The organism is Flagellimonas ulvae (assembly GCF_049333175.1).
GTDB lineage: Bacteria > Bacteroidota > Bacteroidia > Flavobacteriales > Flavobacteriaceae > Flagellimonas.
On record NZ_CP186325.1, the window covers coordinates 2,404,630 to 2,424,320 of the forward strand.

A 19,691-nucleotide genomic window follows, 5' to 3' on the forward strand; every position below is an offset into this window, starting at 1 on the left:
TTTTTTATATCCTACAATAAATCTAATCCAATGAAAAAACAGTTATTCGCTTTACTACTCTGTATCCTTTGTCTTTCATGCGGAGGAAATGATGATGACCCATGTTCTGGGGTGATAATAGACCCAATTGTACAGTCCCTATTTATTGAACTTGTGGATGATGAAGGGAATAATCTTATTGAAAATGGAACATTTCCCGCAAACGGCATTACGGCAGAATTCAATAGGTTTCTTATAACAGGAGTTGTTTTTACCGAGGTAGATGGTCTTGAAAACTTGATTACCTTGAATTTTTTGGGCGATGGTGGTGAAACCACATGGCTTATTAATCTAAACGACCAAGTAACCGATACCCTTATTGTAGACTTATCCTTGAACGAAGGAGAATGTGGATTTAGCACTTATACACCAAATTCTGCCCTTTACAACGGGATAGAACAGGTACTTTCGGTAGATTTTGATTCTGCTGGCGACGCCCGAATACGGGTTGTAAGGGAGTAACTCCTTTTTACCCTTTACGCAAACCATTGCCCCCAAGGTATACGAGAAAGGATAAGCACAAGTCCCAAGCCATAGAAAATAGTAATGGTCTTGAACTTTTTATCGCTCTCCATCAAGCGCTTATGGCGAGACCAGCCAATGGTAATCAATACAATCGCTAAGATATTAGTAACAGGATGTTCCAAAGCCAACAATCGTGCAGGGGCGTTCAACCCTCCCATACCCAAGGTTTGAATGGCTTTAAACCCATTGGCCGACACAAAATAAACAATAAGCCCTACCACCAATTGGATATGGCTCAATATTAGCGCAAAAAGACTAACACGCAGGTCTTTGTGCATGGTAAAATCCCGTTTTCCCAGCCATCCACTCAAGGCATTAAAAACAGCGAGGACAAGAACAGCCAGAACGATATACGCAAAGTATGAGTGCAGGTTTTGAAGAATTTCCATGGTTAAATTAGTTTGCCTAAAATTAATGATTTTGTGAATAAAAAACCCCGCCAAAAGGCGGGGTCCTGAAATTAACTATCTATTGATCGCTTAGTTGAAACTATATCGAATTCCCAACTGCATTTGCCATCTTGAAGATTGCAATCCAGCATCATCAATAATGTTCTTAGTATCCTCAACACCAGGATCAAAGGTAAATGTTGGTGTTGTGCCATCTGCTTCAAATCCTTCAAAGTTGATTAACTGTACTTGATTATTGTTTGCAAATGTTCTTACTCCCCATTCCTTGTTCAACAAATTGGTAAAGTTGAAGATGTCTGCAGTAAGCTCAATTTTATGCACATTTTCTCCAAATTTAATTCCCAATTCTTGGGCAAATTTCAAGTCGATAATGTGAGTCCAATCCGTTCTATCCGCATTTCTTTCCGCAAACTGACCTCTTCTACTTCTCAAGTAATCGTCTCCTTCTATAACGGCATTCAGGGCTTGCCACTGTTCTGCCGCAGTCAAATCATCAGAATCAACCAACTGTGCTTCAGCTTCGTTGGCAGGAACGTAGATCAGTGCAGAAAAACCACCCGTATCCGATAAAAGACCTCCACCGGTATATACGTAGCTAAGAGGAGTACCCTCAGCACCTTCATAGAACAATCCCAATCTTGTTTTAATCGTTTCAGTCCACTTGAACGTAAAGGTAGAATTTGCAATAATTCTATGACCCGGTGAAAAATCAGAAGTTGACAAATCGGGCCTGTTTGAACCATTTACAGTCTCTAAGAATCTCCATTGAGAGCTGTTTTGGGAAGAAGTCCCATCAAAAATACCATCCGCTTCACCATAAGTATAGGAAACTGATGCTGCTGCATCTATTTTAGATCCGTAAAAATTTCTGCTCAAGGTACCAGCAATATTATACGAGCTTCCTTCGCTGGTATTTGATCCCAAATAGATTGCAGTATAGGCAGGGTCTATTCTTCCAAAACCATAGTTTGGTCTTGAACCGGCACCAGTTGTTGAAAATCCTGGATTTGGAAGGTTAATGTTTTCATAGAAAACAGTGTTTACATTGTCATTCCAAATGAAATCAGCGGAGAATACCAAATCCCAAGGAAGACGTTGGTCTACAGCAATATTGGTTTTGAAAACCTGAGGAAGTCTGAAATCCTTAGCGAACAAATCTACTTGACCTCCAACAGCGCCTGAACCTTGTGGAGGATCTTGCAATTGACCAAATGGGTCCGGATTAAAAGCAGGCACATCGCTACCGAACAATTCAGTAAAACCAGTGGAAACACCATTATTCGTGTATTGTCCTCCAGGCCATACCAATGGAATTCGTGAAGTAAAAATTCCAAGTCCACCTCTAATTTGCGTTGAACGATCTCCATTAACATCCCAATTAAACCCAACTCTTGGTGATAGGTGGACATTGGCATCCACTCCTTGACCCACTCTTGCGCCTTGCAAGTCTTTACCTGCGGCCTCCAACAATGGAATGGTTCGGTTGTTAAAGTCTTCATTTTCTCTTCCTCCGTCCCAGTAAGGCACGTCGATACGAACACCAACAGAAACTCTGAAGTTGTCCGTGATATCAACCTCATCCTGAGCATAAAGCCCAAGTTGGAATAAATCAAATTCGGCTGCACCTTCAGATTCGTCACCAAAACCTCCAATAAGCGAATACCCATGACGGTATCTATTGGCCAATTCACCATTCAAGAAAGTATCGAGATCATCAAATCTGTAATCCCCAAAGTTCTGACGGAAGAAAACGTTTCTTACAGAACTAAATTCGTTGTTGGTCCCTAATGTAATGGTATGCCGACCAGAATAGATGTTGAAGTTGTTGGTCAATGTAATAATATCTTGATCTAGAACGTTGGCCGTTGAAAACGGTTCTGAACCAAAACGTATAGAGGTTCCTGCGTCATCACGAATTTCTACAGAAGGAAAGGGGTCACCAACAGGGTCCCTGTTGTCTCGAACTCTAGTGTAACCAAGTACAAAGTTATTGGACATGTTGCTTCCAATCTGAGAGTTCAACTCAAGAGCGGTAGAGTTGGTTATTGATTCAAATTCAAGCGATCTATTCAAAAATTGGATACGACCTGTGTTTGACGCAGCTGCGTCAAACTGAACTGCTTTTACATAACTGTGTCGTAGAGAAAGTTTATTTTTCTCATTGATGTTCCAATCCAGCTTCGCAATCAACTTATCACTGGTCAACGACTGTAAACTGTTACCAAACGTACCTGGGTCGTAACCAAAATTGCTGGTTAAAAAGTTAGATAAACCATTTATGTCTGCTTCTGTAGCGCTACCACGATACGTTGAGATATCGAATGGTTGTGGAGTTTCATTTTCTTGTCTTTCATAGTTCACGAAAAAGAATACTTTGTCTTTAACCAAAGGTCCTCCAAGTCTAACACCGTACGTATTTGCCGTAAACTCATCCAATTTTTCCCTTTCACCACTGTCTCCTACAAGATCCACAGGTGTTTTTCCGGAAAAGTTCTCATTTCTAAATAAGGCATAAGCAGAACCTTCAAATTCGTTCGTTCCAGACTTTGTGATGGCGTTGATGGAACCCCCAGCAAATCCTGATTGACGTACATCAAACGGAGCAATGTTAATTTGGAAAGATTCAATCGCATCCAAAGAAATAGGACTTACACCAGTTTGTCCCCCGTTAGTACCATTCCCGGCAAGTCCAAAGGCATCATTGTTCACCGCACCATCAATATAGATGGCATTAAACCTGTTGTTTTGCCCACCTATTGAAATTCTATCATCTCCGGTAATTTTTGCTTGTGGGGTTAATCTAGCAAAGTCTGCAATATTTCTGGAAACGGATGGCAATGTATTTACCTGTTCTCTTGAAACATTGGTTTCAGCACCGGTTTTACTCGGGTCAAAAGCTCCTGTAGAGGTAGCTGTAATAACTACTTCGTCTAGAGCGGTTGCAGACTCTTGTAATTGGGAACTAATCCTTTCAGATTGTCCTAGGTTAAGAAATACACTTTCCCTAACATCATCATTAAAACCAATGTATGAGATAGTGACCTTGTACGGCCCGCCTGTTCTCATACCTGAGATTCGATAGAATCCATCAAAATCAGTAGCAGCACCATACGTTGTACCTGATGGTGTGTGAACCGCAACAATGGTGGCGCCAGGTAAAGGTTCGCCCGCATTGTCCGTTACCTTACCTCCTAAGGAAGAAGTTGTAACACCTTGTGCAAAAGCCGTTGCTGAAAACAATACAGCAACAATGGCCAAGTAGAATTTTTTCATTTTACAGTATTAAATTGATCAAATAGCTCTGCAAAAGTGTAGCATTTTTAACATTCCTTTATTAAGGGAATGTTAAATAAAAAGTGGTTTGTTAACATTTAGTTAACAATGATTAATCTGATTATCAGCTAGTTAAGATTTGCTAATCTTAAAGGATTCTTAATTTAACCTTTAAAAAACTGCAGAAGTTGCAGTGTAGAACTATCATGCCTGCCAATTTCAGAATTTTCTAGGTCAGCAAGTATGTTTTTTGCCAATTGCTTGCCTAGTTCCACACCCCACTGATCGTAACTGAAAATGTTCCAAATTACACCTTGAACAAAGATTCTATGCTCATATAGGGCAATCAAAGAGCCTAAATTCTTAGGTGTAAGTTTTTTGACCAATAAAGTGGTGGTTGGCTTATTCCCTTCGAACACCTTAAACGGAAGAATAGCATTCAGTCTCTCTAGAGCAAGGCCTTGTTGTTCTAACTCGGATTTTACCTCCTCTTCTGTTTTCCCGTTCATTAAAGCTTCTGTCTGGGCAAAAAAGTTGGCCATTAACTTCTTATGGTGCTCCGAGTCCCCATGAAGGGATTCTTTGAAGCCAATGAAGTCCGTTGGGATGAGTTTTGTTCCTTGATGTATTAATTGGAAAAAAGCATGTTGGGAATTGGTTCCTGGTTCACCCCAAATAATGGTTCCGGTGTCGTAGGAAACTGTACTCCCAGCCCTGTCCTTGCTCTTTCCATTGCTTTCCATGATACCTTGCTGCAGATAAGCCGAAAACCTATGTAAGTATTGGGAATAGGGTATGATTGCTTCGGTTTCCGACTCAAAAAAGTTGTTGTACCATACTGTCAACAAACCAAGTACGACAGGTATATTTTTCTCAAAAGGAGCATTTTTAAAATGGTCATCCATTATTTGCGCGCCATCCAAAAGTTCTTCAAAGTTTTCATACCCAATTGAAAGGGCTATGGACAAACCAACAGCACTCCATAACGAAAAACGACCTCCTACCCAATCCCACATGGGAAATACATTCTTTGAATCTATTCCGAATTCATCAATTTTCTTCAAGTTAGTGGAAACCGCTACAAAGTGTTTAGAAACGTCTTCTGCTGATGCATTTTCAAGAAACCACTTTTTTATGGTTAGTGCGTTGCTCAATGTTTCCTGAGTGGTAAATGATTTTGAGACAATGACGAAAAGCGTTGTTTCTGGGTCGAGTCCTTTTAAAGTTTCATGCACATGATCACCATCTACATTACTTATAAAGTGAACGTTGAGATGGTTTTTGTAAAACTTTAAAGCTTCCGTTACCATAACCGGGCCTAAATCTGAGCCACCAATACCAATGTTAACTACATCAGTAAATGCTTTTCCTGTATATCCTTTGGCACTACCAGAAATAATAGTCTCCGAAAAAGCTTTTATCCTATCTCTAACCTCGTAGACCTCAGGGACAATGTTTTCGCCGTTTACTTCAACCGAATCACTGCTTTTGGCCCTAAGTGCGGTATGCAAAACTGCCCTATCTTCTGTTTCGTTGATGTTTTTACCTTGAAAATACTGGGATATGGCTTCCGTAAGCTCTACCTCATTGGCCAATTCCAATAGTAGAGAAAGTGTTTCTTCTGTAATTCTATTCTTGGAATAGTCTACGAAGAAATCTTCAAATTGAATTGAAAACTTTTTGGCCCTATCCGGATTCTCTTCAAAAAGTGTTTTAAGATGTTGAGAATGTATCTGGTTAAAGTGAGCTTGGAGCTTTTTCCAGGAGTTAGTTGTCGTGGGGTTGATTTTGGAGAGGGACATTTTCAGAGTTATAGGTTATCAGTGTTTCTTGTTGTTGTGGCTCTTCAAACTCTATACAATCCAGTTGTTGTTTAACTGGTTCAATATGGTCTAAAAACTTTATTCTCAATGAATCGGCTATAGGTTCTGCAGCGGGTAGTTTTTCACGCAAAGGGTCCACTTGTCTACCATTCTTCCAGAATCTGTAACACACATGAGGGCCACCCGTATTACCGGTCATTCCTACCCATCCTATTACATCACCCTGACGTACAAATTCGCCTCTTTTTACAGCCTGCTTTTTCATGTGAAGATATTGGGTACTGTACGTGCCATTATGCCTAATTTTCACGTACTTCCCATTTCCTCCACGTCTTGTAGATTCGGTGACTGTTCCATCGGCAGTGGCAATAATTGGCGTTCCAATTGGAGCGGCATAATCTGTTCCCTTATGAGGCCTAACTTTATACCCGTAATAGGCTATCCTTCTTTTTAGGTTATATCGTGAAGATAGACGGTATCCAAATTTAATGGGAGCCCTTAGAAAGGTGCTGCGAAGATTATTCCCTTCATGGTCAAAATAATCTTGTATCTGTTTTAACGAATCGGTCACGTAAGGAAACGCATAGACTTGTTTTCCTTTATGCTCAAAAAGTGCTGCTTCAATAGGCTCAACTCCTGCATAAATACTATCGTTAATATACCTTTCCTTAAACAGTATCTTGAACTTGTCTCCTTTTTCCAATTTAAAAAAGTCAATGGTCCAAGCGTAAATTTCCGAAAGATTTATGGTGACCAAGTAATCCACTCCAAGACTATCCAGTGTTTGTGAAAGGGAACTCTTAATAACTCCTGCCACTTCCCTTGGCACATATTTTACCTTTTTCTTGCTTTTGTAAGCTACCGCAGAATCCCTTAAATCAACAACGGTGTAGTTTATTTTATCGTTTTCATAAATAAAGACTTCCGCTTTCTCCGTTGTATCTCTCGACTTAAGAATGGTATAGGGTCTTCCAACTTTTATGCGCTTAACATCAAAACTATCTTTATACTGTTCTGAAATAGTGACAATTTTAGGATAATCTACATGATTTGCAAGCATCAGTTTTCCAAAACTATCCCCTCTACGCACTGTGTCCTTAATCACCTTGAACTCATCAAGGTCAAAACCGTACACTTTTTTCTTTATAATTTCTACCGGAATTTGGGCTACCTCAATCGGTTTCGACTTTTTTGGTCTCTTTACATCCGACCAAAACGACTAAAAACATAACGATGCCCCAATATTTCCTCATGCTATATCTTTTTATTTTCAGGATTGAAAATGTGGTCTACCCACTGCTTTCCCCAGTTTTCTTTTTCCTCTTCAGAATGCAAAGTTGGGAAAAATATTATTTTCTGGAAACTCGGAGGCAAATATGCCTTCCAATTTGTGCCTCCAGTAGCGTCTACCTCAGCTTTTTCTTTGGCCAAATAGCGATATGCAGAACCCATATGCATCAACGGCCAATTCACGTTGGCATTCACATCTAATTCTTTTAACGCATTTATCAACGCTTCATTGTTCCTGGATGTTTCGGGGAACTGCAAATATTTGTGATAGATTGTACTATTCTTCACTTGGTTTGAAATCCGCAGAAGTCTGGGGGTGTACCGAAACTCAAATTGCTTTAACGTCAGGGTCTTTTCTCCTGTGGTCAAATCCGTTGCTCCCTTTTTCCAATAAATATGTTCGAAGAGCTCTTCAATGGTATTTTTTTTTGTAAATGTTTCCCGGTCATTCAAATGCACCAAATTTTCTAGAGGTGTGGCATAAATCTCAATCATTCTATATTGTACTGATTGAAATCCACTGGCTGGGAGAAGCGCCATTCTGTATCGAAGAAATTGTTCGCGCTCCATACCTTTTATCATAATACTGAAAGAAGAAATAAGTGCTTTGAAATAGCTGTTCATTCTTCGTATTCTTTCCATGAAAATGGCTGAGTCTTGGGATTTATCCTCCACAACTTGCTTTTGTTCATGCAGAATCAGCTTGAAATACAGTTCTGTAATCTGATGGTACATGATAAAAATCTCCTCATCTGGAAAGTGTGTCCGCGGAACCTGTATACTAAGAAGGGTATCTAAATGAATATAATCCCAATATGTGAGATACTTTTGATACAACAGGCCATCAAGATAGGAGCTAAGGTCCTGACCTGAGTTCTTGTATTTTTCTTCAAGTTTATGGATTTGGGACTTAATGATGTCGTCCTGGCTCATTCAATAAAATCTATCGCTGCTTCATTATTATCTTAAACTGGTTGCGAAGTCCATTATAACCATCTAAATCTGCCTTTAAAGACCCCACTGCCAAATCTGCCTTTATTCGGACAGGTATTTTGTTCATATCGTTGGAAACCCAAAGGGTAAGACTCTCTTTTTCTTTGAAAACCCGCCCCGATTGTACCAAAGGCCTAAATTTAAGACATTCTACCTTTCCAAATTTGGTGCGAATGATTTCTTTTCCCAAAAACTTTAACTTGAATTTGTAAACACCATCATCGTCAAACAACATATCCATATCAATCGATTGCCCTTTTTTGAAGTCTTGGAGTTTATACCTGTTTCTCATATGATACGCTGCAGACAATAAGTCTTGAATATCATCATGTACTGGTATGTCAAGTTGCTTACCATTCTTATTGTCCTTAAGGATCGCTTTATCCTCATCATATTTAAAATCAATTTCAATATCCTTTGTATAGCCTCCTTCATTTATTTTTCTGATAAATCGATAAGGTCTGCCATCTTTACGACCGAAGTAACTTTCGTAGGTATCATCGACCTTAAAAAAGATACTGGCGAAACCGGTAGTTTTTCCTCGGCCCACAACATGATAAACAGGTATACTGTCGATAGTATCGGTACTCAGTTGCAAAGTGGCATAACTTGCATTAAGAAAACCATAATGTATGCGAAATTTTAGCCATTCACCTGACTTAAAGGCGGGATAGGTTTTTTGCGCCGTAGTCGGAAGGGTAAAAAGAATACAAAGTAGGATGTATATTTTCTTCATGGCTTAAAATATGAATGTAAAATTAGTAAAATCAATCTTCAAGAAGATTAGTTTACAATTACTTAAACAAAAGCTGTTCCAAAATATTGTAAAATAAAAAAAGCCCAGTTTAGCAACCGGGCTTTTCCTAAATAACCAACCAAACTTTAAATTATGAAAAACCAATACTTAAAGTTATAAGGGAACCACCCCTTATGTTTTGTAAATATACACCAAGCTTTTGTAGGAAAATAAGTTTTTAACGGACTTTAACTAACCAAATAAAAATTTATGAAATCCTTATATAATACGTGACGGAGCCAGAAATTCTAAAACCAATAACCTACACTAAAAAATATGTGGTTTTCACTGGATTCTGGGGAAAATGAATAAAAAACCTGAACCGGCCCTAAAAAAGATTCCAGGCCATAACCAATACCGTAACCTGAGAAGCTGGGTTCTGAAAACCACTCTCCTGTACGAAACAAATCATCATCTATATTGGCGAAATTGGCAGTCAACATGAGGTGGTTTTTTGGAGCAAATTCATAATCCAGTCGTCCAAAACCCTTAACAAAGCTGTTCCCGGGCAAACTCAAAAAATCATACCCGAAAAATGGAATAAAATTGTTTATCAGGTCATTCCCGTAGCCCCCCAATACAAAATCAAAAGAGGTTACGCTCGATGTACCTAATTTAAAGCCTCCAGAGGTCTCCAAGTTAAGGGACAGATTCTTTGCTATAGGAAAGGCTACTCCCAACTGTGCTTTTCCAATTGAAAACTCCTTGAAATTGTTATTAAAATCAGAAGAAAAAAGATACAAATGAAAGTCACTATCAAAGAACAACCCTTTGGTAGGAAAGTATTTATCATCGTACGTGTCGAGCTTAATAGATCCGTAGGCACTGAAATAATTGGAGTCTTCAAAGAAAGTTCTGTCGGAAGAGTTTGGGACAAAGAATTCAGGGCCCTCTTGTTCAATTAAATCGTTCAAAGTATTTGTACTGTATCTCAATAATTTATGTTCCAAACCAAGGGTAAGCGCAAATTCTTCTCGAAGAACGGTTTGTAGATAAATCTGATTGGTAAGATCCGTAACATCCAATGTAATTTCGCGGATATTCGGATCATCTATCACATCAAAATTTGAACGAATCAGCCCAAAATCTATTTCTTCATCAAAATCTGTAAATCTGGAGTTTACACCAAAGCTCCAATAAAATCCTTTATCTAAGTAATATTCTAAATTGTACCGAATATGATCTCCCAAAATAAAATCAAAAGAAGCCACATCATCTTTCATTAAAAAATTCTTTCGGGTGAGGTTGATAAGTGCGGCACTTTTATACAAATCATCATAATGAGCGGCCATTTTAATGAACATCTTGGTTTCCTTCTCTCTTAACTTCAAAATCAAATCGGTTCCTAGGCCATTGGAAACCAATTCATAGCGAATTGCTTTAAAATTTCCCGTGGCAGATAAATTGTTTATTCCCTGTTTTAATTCTTCAAAAGCAATCTTTTCCGCCAAATTGAACCTAAGCTTTCCCTTAATGTATCCTCTAGTATAGCGATCATTCCCCCGAATTATAAGTCTATTTATGGTAAGGCTGTCCATGGCCGGAATACCCTGTTTCCTTTTTAGTCCAGCATCTTGTACGTTGGCCACCTGCTCCAATTTTTCAAGCTTTTCCATAGCTCCATCACGACCGCTTTGGATAATTTCCTGACCCCTTTCGAAATCAATGACAGAAAATTCATTAATATCCGGTCTAATATAAATATCGGTCTGTTTGGATTTTTCTTTCATATCGTTCACAGTTCGATAATTATTGATTTGCAGTAGAATCTCTGTCGCGGAGGTTAGGGACTCTCTTGATGCCAAATCGTGCTGCACATCCACACCAATAATAAAATTTGCACCCATTTTCTTAACCTCTTCAATGGGATAGTTGTTCACTACCCCTCCGTCAATAAGTATATCCCCATTAACTTCCGAAGGTTCAAAAAGAGAAGGAAACGTACCACTCGCCATAATGGCCTCTGGCAAATACCCACTGTCCAATAAAACACTTTCCCCTGTTTCAACATTGGTGGCCATGCATATAAAGGGTATGGGCAGCTTTTTAAAATCGGATATGTCCTTTACATGAAAAAGAAGTTTTACAAATTCGTTGTAAATATTTTGCCCGCCAGAAATTGCCTGCGGAAAAGATACATTGAAGTTGTCGAATGGTAAACTTAAGGCATAGCGTTCCGAGTCATCTTTTTCATAAAAAGTCTTGGCTCCTCTGGGAACATTATCCGTTATGAGCTTTGGGAAATCCGTAGTTCTAAAAATGGAGTCCAGCTCGTTGGCTGAATACCCCGAAGCATACAAAGCGCCTACAATGGCTCCCATACTTGTGCCTCCAATATAATCTATCTTAATTCCAGCTTCCTCGATGATTTTTAATGCTCCAATGTGGGCCAAACCTTTGGCACCTCCTCCGCTAAGAACCAATCCAACCTTTAAGTCTTCTGCATTATCGGTTTGGGAAAAGCCGAACAATCCCGAAACAACTATTAAAAAAAGAGCGATTTTTCTCTTCATTTCCAATTCCTAATGAAAGGTTTCATAAATCTTTTTTGCCTTCGCCATCCCAACAGTTTCTGCCAAACTCTCTACCGTGGCTTCTTTGATTCGTTTCACGGACTTAAAATTCTTTAAAAGCTGTTCAGCTGTCTTTTTACCTACTCCTTCAATACTTTCCAATTCCGAATCAATGGCATTCTTGCTTCTTTTATTCCTGTGGTGAGTAATCCCAAATCGGTGCGCCTCGTTTCTGAGTTGTTGGATTATCTTTAATGATTCGGATTTTTTATCCAAATAAAGTGGAACGGGGTCATCTGGAAAATATATTTCCTCCAAACGTTTGGCAATGCCTATAATGGCAATTTTACCTCTCAGCTGCAAAGCTTCCAAACTTTTCAAAGCAGAAGATAACTGACCCTTGCCACCATCAATTACAATGAGCTGTGGCAAACTTTTCTCTTCATCAAGCAGTCTTTTATATCTTCGGTAAACAACTTCTTCCATACTCGCAAAATCATCTGGTCCCTCTACGGTCTTAATGTTGAAATGCCGATAGTCTTTTTTGAAGGGTTTTCCATTGCGGAAGACAACACATGCCGCCACAGGATTACTTCCTTGAATGTTGGAATTATCAAAACATTCTATATGCACTGGTTCTTCTGAAAGTCTCAAATCGGCCTTCATTTGAGCCATAATACGCTTGGTATGCCTATCGGGGTCGGTAATTCTAATTTGCTTGAAGCGGTCCTGTCTGAAAAAGCGGGCATTCCTTTCTGAAAGTTCCAAAATGCGCTTTTTGTCTCCCAATTTTGGTATGGTAACCTTTAGGTTATCTTCAACCGATACAGGAAATGGCAAGTAAATTTCCGTACTCGTGGAGTTAAAACGGCGTCGTAACTCTACAATAGCCAGTTGCAAAAGCTCAATATCCGTTTCATCCAGTTTTTTCTTTATTTCCAGGGTGTGCGACCTAGTGATGGACCCATGTGAAAGCTGAAGAAAGTTCACATAGCCATGTGTCCCATCAGAAATGATGGTGAATACGTCCACATTATTGATTTTTGGGTTCACCACAGTGGATTTAGCTTGATAGCTTTCTAGTATCTCTATCTTTTCCTTGATTTGCTGTGCTTTTTCAAACTCCATCTGAGCTGCCAACTCCTTCATTTGCAATTTGAACTCTTGCAACGGAATCTTGAAATTGCCCTTGATGATTTCCTTAACTTTTTCTATTCGTTTGCTATATTCCTCTTCACTAATCAATCCTTGACATGCTCCTTGACAAAAACCAAGATGGTATTCAAGCGAAAATTTGAATTTCCCGGCTTCAATCTTTTCCTTGGTCAACTGATGCTTACAAGTACGCAGAGGGTGTACATTTTTAATTAATTCAAGGAGGGTCTTTACGGTTTTTACACTGGTATAAGGACCAAAATATTCCGATCCATCCTTAAATATGTTTCGCGTCATGAATATTCTGGGGAACAGCTCATTTTTGATGCAAATCCATGGATAGGACTTATCATCCTTCAACAACACATTGTAGCGAGGCTGATGCTCCTTTATCAGATTATTTTCCAAAAGAAGTGCATCCGATTCTGTGGCAACTACTATATGACGGATACTCATTATTTTTTTGACCAGTACCCGAGTCTTTCCGTATTCGTGATTTTTTGTAAAGTAAGAAGAGACCCTTTTTTTTAAGTTTTTAGCCTTTCCCACATATAAAATCTTTCCATCGGCATCGAAAAATTGGTATACCCCTGGATTACTTGGTAATGTGCTTATTTGAACCTCAATGGCAGTATTGGACATATTTTAGAGCAACAATAGGTCTTAAACAAAGTTAAATGTAAATAAATGGCATGATAGTTAAAATTGACAAATCTATGCACCCTTTTGATTAATGATATTTCCCACTCGATACTTGATTTTTTTTTTAGAATATGCTTGTATTTGATTTAATTTAAACCAATGCTCAGATAAACAACAACTTAGCATTGATATTGGCTCAAAAAAATGTCTAAAATTTCTTTCAAATTGTTAAACTGTTGCTAAAAAGTGTGCCTTTCATCGATAAAAAGTGCATTTCATAGCAATCTTTCCGATTATTTACTTACATTTAAATCAGTAAACAGGTATAATTATGGAGAATTACATTATTGTCTTAGGAATGTATCTCATCTTGATGTTATTTTTCAAAATCTTTTATTCGGTGTCCGAAAGAAAGACAGTTCAAGATTAATATACTAAGACGCCCCCAACGCTTCAACATTTTATGTTGAAACATGAACTAAGAAATAACTACAAAGTAAAAAGAGCTCATCTTTCATCGGATGAAATCGAAATAAAAAGTATATCCTTAGTAAATCAAATTTTACAAATCCCTATTTGGGATTTTTTTTATTTCCATACTTTTTTGAGCATTGTAAAAAACAAAGAAGTGGATACGCTACCCTTGATTACCTTACTTCAGGGAAGAGATAAGCATATTGTAGTCCCTAAAATGATGGGTGAGCTGTCACTCGAACATTACCTGCTCACAGACAATACACAGTTGAAACCCAACAAATGGTCCATTCCCGAACCCGTTGATGGTATTGAAATACCCGTAAACAAAATTGAAGTCGTTTTTATTCCTTTATTGGCTTTTGACGAATTGGGCAACCGAGTTGGATATGGAAAAGGATTTTATGATGAATTCTTATCCGAATGCAATCCAAAAACAGTAAAAATTGGTCTTTCTCTCTTTGAAGCGGAAACAGAACAGATTACGGATATCCGCAAGGGCGATATTGGCTTGGATTACTGTGCAACTCCCAATAAGGTCTACAAATTTTAAGCTTTTTGGATTTTTTCCGCTTTTGGAAAAGCCTTTTTGTTGAAGACAATCAAAATACCAACCCCGGTGCTTATAGCTGTATCTGCAATATTAAATACAGGTTCAAAAAAACGGAAACTTTTTCCTCCCAACGAAGGAACCCAATCGGGCCATGTGGTATCTATCATTGGAAAATAGAGCATATCCACGACTTTTCCGTAGAAGAGCTTTCCATATGGTTCATCAGAAAAAAGTGTGGCCACCTGTCCAATACTTTCATTGAAAATAGTTCCGTACAAAACGGAATCAATAATATTACCAAGTGCTCCAGCAAATATGAGTGATACGGCTATAATTAAAGTTTTGGGTGCATTTTTTTTGATAATGTCCCATAACCAATATCCAATCCCTACAATGGCAAAAAGACGAAAAATGGTCAATACCAATTTGCCAGCGCTCTCTGATATGGGCAATAAATCACTCAATTTAGTGCCCCAAGCTGCTCCTTCGTTTTCTATGAAAAGAATCTTGAACCAGCTAAAAACATCAATAGATTCTCCCAATACAAAATGGGTTTTTATGTAAATCTTACTGATTTGGTCTACCAGCAAAATCAAAAAAATGATGAGTAAGGACTTTTTTAAATTCATCGCTTCTTTCAAGAATGGGCAAAAGTAGGCATATTATTTTGTTTTGTTCAAGTAGATATTGCCTTCTTTGCTCTGTAACACATAGTGTTTGTCCCCTTTGGGCAAACTATTTTTAAACACTTTCCCATAATCACTGATTGCCTCCACAACTCCGGATTTTGTTGTTAACCAAATGTCTCCCTTTTGGGTTGTAACATCAACCGTTTCGCCCACGTCAACTATTTTACAGTCTCCGTCAGAAAGCTTTACCGAGAGCTTTCGGTAATCACCTTTGGCTTCAACATGAGAATTTGTACCATAGACAACGACTTCCTTATACTGTGGAACTTGGATATCCAGAGCTATGGAAATCACTTTATGCGCACTTAACTTATCATTGGGAATACTAAAGTTGGGGTGGAATCCTGTACTTACTAAAATGGATTTCCCCTGGGTTTCAAGGTTTACCACTAAATCCGTAGAGTACTCCCCTTCCATACTGGCATTTATCTGTAGCTCATCTGAAGCAGTGGTTTCCAGATTTACTTTATAGCAGTTTTCAACATCAATTACAATGCGGGATACATGGGAGTCCACCAGTGTTTTTCTCAGTACTTTCTGGGCAGCAGTACTTGAAAAGCATAAAACCGTACACAAAACAACGAGCCCCTTACATTTAAAACAATCCAGGGGCATGCTATTACTTCTGCATGTTCTTGGCTTCAATACTGAGGGTAGCATGGGGAACCAACTTAAGGCGCTCTTTGTTGATCAACTTACCGGTAACCCTGCATATTCCATAAGTCTTGTTCTCTATTCGCAACAAAGCGTTTTTCAAATCGCGAATAAACTTTTCTTGACGGATGGCCAATTGGGTGTTCGCCTCTTTGCTCATAGTTTCAGAACCTTCTTCAAAAGCTTTAAAGGTAGGAGACGTATCATCCGTTCCGTTGTTCCCATCGTTCATGTAAGAGCTTTTCAAAAGTTCCAAGTGATTGTTGGCTTTGTCTATTTTTTCCTCAATAAGTGCTCTAAATTCTTCAAGGTCTTTATCCGAATATCTAACTTTTAAATCTTGTGCCATGTTCTAATGTTTTTGGATAAATAATTTTGTGTTTACTTCATCAAAGGCGATTGCTACGCCCTCTTCCAATTTTTCTTCAAAATTCAATTCTGCAGTCAATGTTTCCGTTTTGATGTAATCTTCATTACTGGATACCGCTTTTTCTACAAAACCGTCTTTTAATATTTTGATGTCTATTTTATCTGTAACCTCAAATCCCGATTCCTTTCTAAGGTTCTGGATTCTGTTTACCAACTCTCTTGCAATTCCCTCTTTTCTAAGCGAATCGTTGATGGTGACGTCCAACGCTACCGTGAGCATGCCCGAAGTTGCCACCAACCACCCCTCTATGTCTTGGGAAGTGATTTCTACATCGGTTAACTGTAAAATAATACTTTTATTTTCTAATTGAAGCATTAATTCGCCTTCACGCTCCATTTTTTGGATATGCTCTTGGTTTAATTGACCCACGGCAGCCGCTACGGCCTTCATGTCCTTGCCAAACTTTGGTCCCAATACTTTAAAATTGGGTTTTATTCTTTTCACTAAAATATCCGAAGCATCATCCAACAACTCAATCTCCTTAACATTTACTTCCGATTTTATCAAATCTGAGACTGCTTCTATTTCTTTCTTCTGATTTTCGTCCACAACAGGCACCATAATCTTTTGCAAGGGCTGTCTTACTTTTATTTTCTCCTTCTGACGTATGGATAAAACCAAGGAAGATACTTTTTGGGCCATTTGCATCTTTCCCTCCAATGCTTTGTTAACCATGCTACCATTAAAAGATGGGAAATCTGCCAAGTGTACACTTTCAAAACCCTCTATTCCGGTGGTTGCATTCAAATCCTTGTACAGCCGGTCCATATAAAAAGGAGCTATAGGAGCCGAAAGCTTGGCCACAGTAGCCAAACAGGTATATAATGTCTGATACGCTGAAATCTTGTCTTGCTGATAATCCCCTTTCCAAAAACGTCTTCTGCTCAAACGCACATACCAATTGCTCAAGTTTTCCTGAACAAAATCGGAAATCATTCGTGCCGCTTTGGTGGCTTCATAGTCGTTGTATGCTTCATCCACTTTTTGAATCAATGAGTGTAGCTCTGACAAAATCCATTGGTCAATCTCTGGCCTTTCCTTTAATGCAATTTCTTCTTCACTAAAATCGAATTTGTCAATATTCGCGTATAGGGCAAAAAAGGAATAGGTGTTGTATAGTGTGCCAAAAAATTTACGCTTTACCTCAACCACACCATCCAAATCAAATTTTAGATTGTCCCATGGATTGGCGTTGGAAATCATATACCATCGCGTAGCATCTGCTCCATGCTTAGGTAAGGTTTCAAAAGGATCGACCGCATTACCTAAACGCTTGGACATCTTTTTCCCGTCTTTGTCCAAAACCAATCCATTCGAAACCACATTTTTGTAGGAAACGGAATCGAAAACCATGGTGGCTATGGCATGCAAAGTGTAGAACCATCCTCGAGTTTGATCCACACCTTCAGCAATAAAATCTGCCGGGAAAGCCACTCCATCATCAATCAATTCTTTGTTCTCAAAAGGATAATGCCATTGTGCATAGGGCATGGAACCACTATCGAACCACACATCTATTAAATCTGACTCCCTTTTCATGGGTTTCCCAGAGGGTGATACCAGTGTTACTTGATCCACTATATTTTTATGTAAATCAACCTGGTCGTAGTTGGCCTCGCTCATGTCACCAGCCACAAAATCAGCAAAGATGTCCCTATCCATGAAGCCCGCTTCAACAGACTTGGACATTTCCTGTTTCAGTTCTTCAACAGAGCCGATAATGATTTCCTCTTTGCCATCTTCGGTTCTCCAAATAGGCAGAGGAATCCCCCAATATCGAGAGCGGGATAGGTTCCAGTCGTTCGCATTGGCCAACCAGTTTCCAAAACGGCCTTCTCCTGTGGCTTTCGGCTTCCAATTGATGGTCTGGTTCAATTCGAACATTCTATCTTTTACATCTGTCACCTTTATGAACCAAGAGTCCAATGGATAATACAAAATAGGCTTGTCCGTTCGCCAACAGTTGGGATAACTGTGCAAGTATTTTTCAACTTTAAAGGCTTTATTCTCTTCCTTTAGTTTGATGGCAATCTCTACATCTATTGATTTCTCTGGAGCCTTACCATCTTCATAATACTCGTTCTTAACATACTTGCCACCGAACTCTTTAAGTTCCGGACGGAAACGACCTTGTAAATCAACCAAGGGAACAGGATTGCTGTTTTCATCCAAAACCAGCATGGGTGGCACTTCAGGTTTTGCTTGTTTGGCCACAAAGGCATCATCTGCACCAAAAGTGGGTGCGGTGTGAACAATTCCAGTACCGTCCTCGGTAGTTACAAAGTCTCCAGAAATAATACGAAATGCATTCTGAGGATTTTGATAAGGAAGTACATAATCTATCAACTGCTCGTACTGTATATCCACCAAATCTTTCCCAGAAAAGCTCTTGACGACTTGATATGGTATTTTCTTTGCTCCCTTTTCAAAACTATTGAAGTCTTCTTCTGTTTCTGCTTCGAAAAACTTACCAGAGAATTGTTTGGTTACCAAGGCTTTTGCCAAAACCACTAGAGTGGGCTCAAAAGTGTACTGGTTGAAACTCTTTACCAGGACATAGTCTATTTTGGGACCCACCGTCAAAGCTGTATTGGAAGGTAAGGTCCATGGCGTGGTCGTCCAGGCTAGAAAATAAATATCCCCATCAACTTCCTTTAAGAAATCAGGAAGCGATTCCTTTTTTGCCTTGAACTGGGCTGTAACCGTTGTATCGGTAACATCTTGGTAAGTGCCTGGTTGATTCAGCTCATGGGAGCTTAAACCTGTCCCTGCCTTTGGAGAGTAGGGCTGTATGGTATATCCTTTATATATAAGGCCTTTGTCATAAATTTGTTTCAACAACCACCATACGGACTCCATATACTTGGATTTATAGGTGATGTATGGGTCATCCATATCGACCCAATACCCTACTTTTTCCGTCATTTCATTCCACACATCCGTATAGCGCATCACTGCTTTCCGGCAGGCTTCGTTGTATTCTTCTATGGAGATTTTTTTACCGATATCCTCTTTCGTAATCCCAAGTTCTTTTTCCACACCCAGTTCCACAGGAAGGCCATGTGTATCCCAACCGGCTTTACGTTTTACCTGGAAGCCTTTCATGGTTTTGTACCTCGGAAAAATATCCTTAATGGTTCGTGCCATTACGTGATGAATCCCGGGCATTCCGTTTGCGGAAGGAGGGCCTTCAAAAAAGACATAGCTTTCCCTGCTTTCCCTTGTTGAAACGCTTTTCTCAAAAATCTTTTGGTCCTTCCAAAAATCCAATACCTCATCGGCTACTTTTGGTAAGTCCAATCCTTTATATTCCGCGAACTTCATCGGCTCCTTTTTCTTCTCAAATTCCAAGTTCGCAAAATTAAAAATTTAAGTGGAATTCTTTGGGGTCAAATGCTTTGAGTAATCCTAGTTTCCTCTCTAGAATTAAAT

14 protein-coding genes are annotated in these 19,691 nt (G+C 39.0%); 2 read left to right on the forward strand and 12 right to left on the reverse strand.

Going from position 1 to position 19,691, the window contains the following annotated elements:
• Nucleotides 1-30: 30 nt before the first annotated feature.
• The gene (locus ACOKFD_RS11045) at nucleotides 31-501 is read left to right on the forward strand and encodes a hypothetical protein (protein ID WP_422857983.1); all 471 of its coding nucleotides are present in this window, start codon (nucleotides 31-33) and stop codon (nucleotides 499-501) included.
• A gap of 14 nt (nucleotides 502-515) precedes the next feature.
• On the opposite strand, the gene ACOKFD_RS11050 is transcribed toward ACOKFD_RS11045, so the two are convergent.
• The 8 genes from ACOKFD_RS11050 to uvrC form a co-directional block, all read right to left on the reverse strand.
• Entirely contained in the window at nucleotides 516-953 is a 438-nt protein-coding gene (locus ACOKFD_RS11050) for a hypothetical protein (protein ID WP_422857984.1), read from the reverse strand.
• A gap of 90 nt (nucleotides 954-1,043) precedes the next feature.
• On the reverse strand, nucleotides 1,044-4,247 hold the full coding sequence (locus tag ACOKFD_RS11055; RefSeq protein WP_422857985.1) for a TonB-dependent receptor: 3,204 nt from the start codon (nucleotides 4,245-4,247) through the stop codon (nucleotides 1,044-1,046).
• A 164-nt stretch (nucleotides 4,248-4,411) separates the two neighbouring features.
• Nucleotides 4,412-6,049: a glucose-6-phosphate isomerase gene (pgi, locus tag ACOKFD_RS11060; protein WP_422857986.1), complete on the reverse strand. Its 1,638-nt coding sequence runs from the start codon at nucleotides 6,047-6,049 to the stop codon at nucleotides 4,412-4,414.
• Entirely contained in the window at nucleotides 6,015-7,205 is a 1,191-nt protein-coding gene (locus tag ACOKFD_RS11065; protein ID WP_422857987.1) for a peptidoglycan DD-metalloendopeptidase family protein, read from the reverse strand. The genes pgi and ACOKFD_RS11065 overlap by 35 nt, the downstream gene beginning before the upstream one ends.
• 119 nt (nucleotides 7,206-7,324) lie before the next feature.
• Nucleotides 7,325-8,293, reverse strand: coding sequence for a tryptophan 2,3-dioxygenase family protein (locus ACOKFD_RS11070; protein WP_422857988.1), 969 nt, complete (start codon nucleotides 8,291-8,293; stop codon nucleotides 7,325-7,327).
• Nucleotides 8,294-8,303: 10 nt separating this feature from the next.
• Nucleotides 8,304-9,089 carry a DUF3108 domain-containing protein gene (locus ACOKFD_RS11075; RefSeq protein WP_422857989.1) on the reverse strand — a complete coding sequence of 262 codons (786 nt, stop codon included), beginning with the start codon at nucleotides 9,087-9,089 and terminating at the stop codon, nucleotides 8,304-8,306.
• Nucleotides 9,090-9,397: 308 nt separating this feature from the next.
• A complete protein-coding gene (locus ACOKFD_RS11080; protein WP_422857990.1) occupies nucleotides 9,398-11,662 on the reverse strand; it encodes a patatin-like phospholipase family protein in 2,265 nt (754 codons plus the stop codon).
• Between the two features lie 9 nt (nucleotides 11,663-11,671).
• Nucleotides 11,672-13,459: an excinuclease ABC subunit UvrC gene (gene uvrC, locus ACOKFD_RS11085; RefSeq protein WP_422857991.1), complete on the reverse strand. Its 1,788-nt coding sequence runs from the start codon at nucleotides 13,457-13,459 to the stop codon at nucleotides 11,672-11,674.
• A gap of 463 nt (nucleotides 13,460-13,922) precedes the next feature.
• On the opposite strand from uvrC, the gene ACOKFD_RS11090 reads away from it, so the two are divergent.
• Nucleotides 13,923-14,486, forward strand: a complete 564-nt coding sequence (locus ACOKFD_RS11090) for a 5-formyltetrahydrofolate cyclo-ligase (RefSeq protein WP_422857992.1) — start codon at nucleotides 13,923-13,925, stop codon at nucleotides 14,484-14,486.
• Here ACOKFD_RS11090 and ACOKFD_RS11095 read toward each other — a convergent pair.
• From ACOKFD_RS11095 to ileS, 4 genes are read right to left on the reverse strand one after another with little or no spacing between them, the layout of a single operon-like run.
• Entirely contained in the window at nucleotides 14,483-15,115 is a 633-nt protein-coding gene (locus ACOKFD_RS11095) for a lipoprotein signal peptidase (RefSeq protein ID WP_298996571.1), read from the reverse strand. The two genes, ACOKFD_RS11090 and ACOKFD_RS11095, sit on opposite strands and share 4 nt — an antisense overlap.
• Before the next feature lie 33 nt (nucleotides 15,116-15,148).
• A complete protein-coding gene (locus ACOKFD_RS11100; protein ID WP_422857993.1) occupies nucleotides 15,149-15,790 on the reverse strand; it encodes a hypothetical protein in 642 nt (213 codons plus the stop codon).
• Nucleotides 15,791-15,794: 4 nt separating this feature from the next.
• Nucleotides 15,795-16,178, reverse strand: a complete 384-nt coding sequence (locus ACOKFD_RS11105) for a TraR/DksA C4-type zinc finger protein (RefSeq protein ID WP_298996566.1) — start codon at nucleotides 16,176-16,178, stop codon at nucleotides 15,795-15,797.
• A gap of 3 nt (nucleotides 16,179-16,181) precedes the next feature.
• Nucleotides 16,182-19,583, reverse strand: a complete 3,402-nt coding sequence (gene ileS, locus ACOKFD_RS11110) for an isoleucine--tRNA ligase (RefSeq protein WP_422857994.1) — start codon at nucleotides 19,581-19,583, stop codon at nucleotides 16,182-16,184.
• Nucleotides 19,584-19,691 lie beyond the last annotated feature (108 nt).